Below are 5,030 nucleotides of genomic sequence, written 5' to 3'. Positions count from 1 at the left end.
ATAACACATAGTAGTAAAATTAAAATATTAACTATTACAGGATTATTTGATGACCCTATAGAAGCCGCAACATATCCTTCAATATGTAATAAAGGTATTATTGAAGATTGTGAAAGTTATTTAGATAAAGAATTTCCTATAGGTAGTGAAATGGTTGATACTTTAGTTGAACTATGTATAAACGAATTAGTTATTATGTTTTCTCAAAATATAGAAGATACTACTAATAATTCTCAAGATACACCCATAGAACATACAAAATGAAAAGTATAAAAGACAGTTATAAATTGTATTCAAAAAATATAAAGAATAAAATCTCTTTATCAGATTATCTTTCAATTAATAATGAATATAATAAATTTTTACTAGAAAAAGTTTTTATTGGAGAAGAGGTTACATTACCTTCTCAACTTGGTACATTAAAAGTATTAGGTAAAAAACAAAAATTAAAATTAGATAAAAATGGTAATATGATTACTTATGGTTTATCTGTTGATTGGGTCAGAACTAAAAAATTATGGGATAATAATGAAACAGCAAAAGAAGAAAAACGGTTAGTATATCATCTTAATGAGCATTCAGGGCAAGTCAGATATAAATTTTTTTGGTCTAAAAAAAATGTTTTTGTTAAAAATAAAGGTTTATATGCTTTAAGAATGAGTAGAACAAATAAAAGAACAGTTCACAAAAAGATATTAGAAGGACAAGATTATATAACTATAGATAGAATAAAAGATGAATAACAATACACAATATGTTTCTGTAAATACACTACTTTCTAAGTTACATAGAGAATTAGGAGGACAGGATTTAAATGAATCCGATGTTATTGAATGGGCTGGGGAAGCTCTTGAATTTCTAAAAGTTGAAGAAATACAAGAAACTGCTCTAGCCTTTTTAGAAGTGTCAAATCATCATGCAGAATTACCTATGGGTTTTCAAATGATGATTCAAATTGCAAGAAATAACAAATGGGAAAAAGAGAATAAAATCTCTTGTGGAATAACTCCAAATACAATACAAGAACAGTTGTCTTTGGGTGATGAGTATGCACCAGTAAATTTTACAGATTGTAACGGTAATATTTTAGCTTCATTTGACTTAAATGATTACAGACCAAATTTAGACTTTCATTACAGGTATTCTTCTTCTATATTTACAAACACCTTTTACAAAGCAGAATACACACCTATTAGATTAGCAAATGAAACCTTATTTAATACAATGGTGTGCAAAGATTTACACAATAAAACTCATTACCATAATGAAGATGAATATACCATCATAGGCACAGAAGAAAAAAGATTAAGGTTTTCTTTTCAAGATGGCTTTATAGTCATGGCTTTTCTTAGAAATGCAATAGATTCAGAAACAGGCTATCCATTAATGCCTGACAATATCTCTTATATAACAGCTATATCTTATTATGTTAAATGGAAATTAGCTGAAAGACAAAGATGGAATCAAAGAGAAGGTTCTCAAGCTCTTACTGAAGAAAATAGACTACTATGGTTAAAATATGCTAACCAAGCTAAAAACTATATGAAAATGCCTAAATCTTTAGATGATTATCAAGATTTATTAGACCAAAGCATTCAACTTGTCCCTAGATTTAAAAAATATTATTCTTATTTTGGAAAGATAAAAAAATTCCAAACCGCACCTTATACACACAATATTTATGGAGGATATACAACATACTAATATAACACAACACAATAAAGGTCTTTATACAGACACTTCTCCTCAAAGTCAACCTAAAGGAACTTATAGATTTGCTTTAAACACAGTAAATGAAAGTGAACTTGGGGATATTGGTTTTAAAGGTAATGAAGAAAGTAATGAGGAATGTGCTAAATTACCTATAAACTATATACCAATTGGGAAGGTATATATAGGAGAGGGGAAAACTTGTGTCTTTTTAGTTTCTAAAGATGGTCTTATATCTGAAATTGGGATATATGATGACCAATGTAAATATGAAACTCATGTAAATGATAACTCAAGTGATATAAAAAATAAATTAAATTTTAAAGTTGATAAACAAATTCAAGCAACTTTTAGATTAAGAGGTGGTTGTAATAGGACTGTTTATTTTACAGATGACTATAATAAACCTAGATACTATGATTTTGATAAACCACAAGACTTTAAAGATAAAACTGGAAAATGGGTTAATGCAAAATTTAATCTTCAAAAAACATATTCTAAAATACCTGAAATTGAAAATATAGAAGTTTTTGATACTGGTGGAAACCTAAAGCCTGGAAGTTATAACATAGCTATTCAATATATTGATGCTTCTTTAAATCCCACAGAATGGATAACTTCCACTAATATTATAAAAATATATAATGATTCTATAAAAAAACCATACAAAGACATAAATGGTTCAATACAATCAGAACAAGAATATTTAAGGTTTCCTAATACAAGTAAAGCAATAAAAATAATTTTTTTTAATTTAGATGAAAATTTTAGTTTTTACAGATTAGCTTTTATTGCAGCCAACAGTGGGACAGGATTAATTAATGAAGTTCTATATTCTGAATCTATTCCTATATCTAAAAAAGATTTTATTTACACTGGGGACAATGCAATTGAAAAAGGAACTACAGAAGAGATATTACAGTATTCTGATGTTTTAGAGAAAGTAAGTTCTATTGAACAATTGGAAAATAGGTTATTATTAGCTAACACTCAAGGAACTCAAGCAGATTTATGTAGTTTACAAAAATATGCTAGCAAAATCAAGGCAGATTGTGTATTAAAAAAGGTAATATTAGATAATGTAACAGAGGAATTTTCAAATCCTAAAAATCCTTTACAGAATATAGAAAGCACTGGATATATGCCTGGTGAAATATATTCATTTGGTTTAGTATATATATTTGAAGACAACACTCTATCTCCTGTGTATCACATACCTGGAAAGAGTAATAATAATGGAATGATTGATAGAATATTTTCTTATGCAGAAAATACATTTCCAATGAAATTAAATAACCAAAGTAATTCTGTTTACAGTGATTCTAATAGTTGTGAGAATAAAGATTATTGGGGATTAGATTCAGAGGGTAATTCTTTAACAGGTAAAAAAATAAGACATCATAGATTTCCTTTAAGGAATGAAATAGGCAAGCCCTTACTTGTAACAACAGAAAATGACCCATCTTCTGCTACATATCATCAATTAGTATTGACTATTACAGGGACTCTAAAAATACCAATAGGTACAGAAATAGGGAATTACTTTGAAGTAAAAATAGACTATAAAAATGGAGGAGTAGATTATTCATTTATTAGAGAAATAAATGCCAATGATTTTTCAAAAGAACCAAATACATCCGTTTTAATTACTTTAAAAGAATATGGCATATCACATACAATTGATGTTTTTACAGATATAAAATTATCTATTTCTAAAAATAATAGTTTTCAGAATAAAGAAAATATTAATTTAGGGGATAATTCTACAGATTATGATAATGATTACTTTATAGATAATGCAAATTATAATTTAGCTTCAGCAATATATACTAATGAAATACAAAACAAAAGCTATTACACAGAAATATTAGGTATTAAATTTTCAGGCATAGAATTGCCAACATTAGAAGATACTCGAGGGAAAAAAATAATTGGTTATAATATAGTAAGAAATGAAAGAAAAGATTTTGACAGAACTATATTAGACACAGGAGTTTTAATCCCTTGCACAACAAATGCTGATTTTATAGCTCAAGGCTTATTAAAACCAGATGGAGCAACACTTGAACCTACTATATACGGTCTAATACATCCAGAACATAAGTTTAATAATAAAGAATATACAAATTATGATAAGTTAATTCAACAAGGTTATTTTGATATAAGTAAACAGTATTATGGTCTATTTAATTATGACGATGTTATGGATGGGTCTTCTTTTAATTCTGAAGCCCATGATGATAGCAATGATGACTCTTCAACCTCTGATGGTTCAGTTATATCAAAAGGATTAGATGGATGGAGTTTTAATGGTATTACAAGAGACACCTCTGTTGATTTTAAAAAATTATATGATGTTGATGCTTTTACACTATTTAAAGAGGACATTGATGAAAGGTTTTATTTAGATGCTTTAGGTAGTAGAAAAGTGAAAGATAACTCAAAAGAATTGTTTAATATTGCTTGTGATAATAAAATAGGTATTATAACATTAAAAAGTAATAAAGTATTTCCGAATGGAGATAAATTACCTTATGTAGTACTATCAAAAGATAACTTAGATTCTTATTCTAATTTTAGGTTATTACCTTATTATAAAGAGAATAAAAATCCTTTTTACTTTGATGAAAACAATATATCAGAAGAAAGAGTTTTATTTAATGGAGACAGCTATATAACTTCAATGAAATACACTAACACTGTGTTTTGGGATAATAGAGTTTCAGAAAGAAGAGGTAAAAAGAGTTTTTGGAAAACAGTCTTAGGTGTAGCTTTAGGTATATTAGGAGGTATTTTATTAGCCACAGGTATTGGTGCTGCTTTGGGAGCATTAGTTATTGGAGCAGGTATTACTATTATAGGTGGTGCTGCTTTACTAATTAGTTCAGGAATTAAAGCAGAAAATTTTCAAAAAGCATATCAAGATTCTTATGAAAAAGGATTAAGACAAACTGCATTAGATAACTGGGTTAAAACTTTATATCAATATCAATATCACAATAACCCTTATGGATTTGTTTGTGATATTGTTTCTTCTAACGAAGAAAATCCATTAGTTTATGATGGACCTTCTGATGATACTATACAGTGGCTTGGAGATTCAATATCAGATTTATGGTTTGAATCTAATGTAAATATGGCTTTGAGAAATAAGTTTATTGTAAATGATACTCCTTCTTTTTGTAGCTCCCCAAGTATTCCACAAAATGGGAATATGAATACTATAAGTATAGACCATATTTGGTCAACAGATTGGACTAATAGTAATCAAGAAAGACCACCTCAATCTGAACTAGAAAAACATTTAGCAAGTAAGCTAT

The 5,030-nt window shown here is 27.8% G+C and carries 4 protein-coding genes; all 4 read left to right on the top strand.

The features are described 5' to 3' along the window. Positions 1 to 264 (top strand): hypothetical protein (locus ACRC03_RS05320; RefSeq protein WP_438651526.1); only part of this gene is annotated, 264 nt, incomplete at its 5' end. Further along, a complete protein-coding gene (locus tag ACRC03_RS05315; protein ID WP_438651525.1) occupies positions 261 to 743 on the top strand; it encodes a hypothetical protein in 483 nt (160 codons plus the stop codon). The genes ACRC03_RS05320 and ACRC03_RS05315, both read left to right, overlap by 4 nt. Beyond that, positions 736 to 1,704: a hypothetical protein gene (locus ACRC03_RS05310; RefSeq protein ID WP_438651524.1), complete on the top strand. Its 969-nt coding sequence runs from the start codon at positions 736 to 738 to the stop codon at positions 1,702 to 1,704. The genes ACRC03_RS05315 and ACRC03_RS05310 overlap by 8 nt, the downstream gene beginning before the upstream one ends. Beyond that, positions 1,682 to 5,030 (top strand): hypothetical protein (locus ACRC03_RS05305; RefSeq protein ID WP_438651523.1); only part of this gene is annotated, 3,349 nt, incomplete at its 3' end. The genes ACRC03_RS05310 and ACRC03_RS05305, both read left to right, overlap by 23 nt.

The sequence above is a fragment of the Romboutsia sp. genome (assembly GCF_051659545.1).
GTDB lineage: Bacteria > Bacillota > Clostridia > Peptostreptococcales > Peptostreptococcaceae > JBOFOR01.
The sequence above is the reverse complement of the archived record's forward strand: the minus strand, read 5'-3'. Positions and strand labels throughout refer to the sequence as shown.

Bases quoted from the DNA above. Each gene is read 5' to 3' on its own strand.
- ACRC03_RS05315 (WP_438651525.1), top strand. From the start codon at position 261: ATGAAAAGTATAAAAGACAGTTATAAATTGTATTCAAAAAATATAAAG.
- ACRC03_RS05310 (WP_438651524.1), top strand. From the start codon at position 736: ATGAATAACAATACACAATATGTTTCTGTAAATACACTACTTTCTAAG.